This window comes from Corallococcus exercitus (genome assembly GCF_003611585.1).
Taxonomy (GTDB): Bacteria; Myxococcota; Myxococcia; order Myxococcales; family Myxococcaceae; genus Corallococcus; species Corallococcus exercitus.
In genome coordinates this window covers 1-990 of record NZ_RAVW01000809.1, presented here as the reverse complement: position 1 = coordinate 990, position 990 = coordinate 1, and the positions used below count along the sequence as shown (strand labels likewise).

The following is a 990-nucleotide window of genomic DNA, read 5'->3' as shown; positions in this document are numbered from 1 at the left end:
GGCTGAGCATCGGGGGGCTGGCGGAGCAGCTGGGCCTCTCCAAGAGCGGCCTGTTCGCGCACTTCAAGTCCAAGACGGAGCTGCAGGTGCAGGTCCTGGAGGCGGCCACCGCCGTCTTCACCGAGCGCGTCATCCGCCCGGCGCTGAGCAAGGCCCGCGGTGAGCCCCGGGTGCGGGCGCTCTTCGACGGCTGGCTGACGTGGGACCGGGACAAGCTGCTCGAGGGCGGCTGCATCTTCGTGGCGGCGGCGGCGGAGCTGGACGATGCGCCCGGGCCCGCGCGGGACACGCTGGTGCAGAGCCAGCGGGACTGGCTGGACTGCCTGGCCCAGGCCGCGCGCATCGCCGTGGCGGAAGGGCACTTCCACAAGGCGCTGGACGTGGAGCAGTTCGCCCATGATCAGTACGCGGTGATGCTGGGCTTCCACCACGCGAAGCGGTTGATGCGGGACCCCCAGGCCGAGGCGCGAGCCCGCCGGGCCTTCGACGCGCTCGTCACCGCCGCGCGCACCCCCACTCCCTGACCCTGTCGTTGCCGTGTCCTTCGAGGAGGACCTCATCATGGCTGAAAATAGCACGAACGTTCGGACGAAGATGGCGCTGTGGGGTGTGCGGGCGGCGGCGCGAGGGCTGGGGGCGGTGGCGCCCGGGCTGGCGGCGGCGTGGTCGGAGCGGCTGTTCCTGACGCCCCAGCGTCCGCGGCGCTCGCGCACGGCGGAGGCGGTGCTGGCGCGGGGGCAGCCCCGGGTGTTGAGGGTGGAGGGCGAGGACGTGGCGGTGTGGAGCTGGGGCGAGGGCCCCCGGGTGCTGCTGGTGCACGGGTGGAGCGGCTACGGCGGGCAGCTCACGGCCTTCGTGCAGCCCCTGGTGGACGCGGGCTTCTCGGTGGTGACGTACGACGCGCCGGGGCACGGGGCGTCCTCCGGGCGCACCAGCTCGCTGCCGGAGCTGGCGGGAATGGTGGCGCCTGTCCCACCGCCGCCACCATTC

Annotated in this window: 2 protein-coding genes; both read left to right on the top strand. The window is 73.5% G+C overall.

What is annotated here, in order from left to right:
- Positions 1-524: TetR/AcrR family transcriptional regulator (locus tag D7W79_RS42225; protein ID WP_147442366.1), on the top strand; the 524-nt coding region annotated here is incomplete at its 5' end.
- A 37-nt stretch (positions 525-561) separates the two neighbouring features.
- Positions 562-990 (top strand): alpha/beta fold hydrolase (locus tag D7W79_RS42220; protein ID WP_120530775.1); only part of this gene is annotated, 429 nt, incomplete at its 3' end.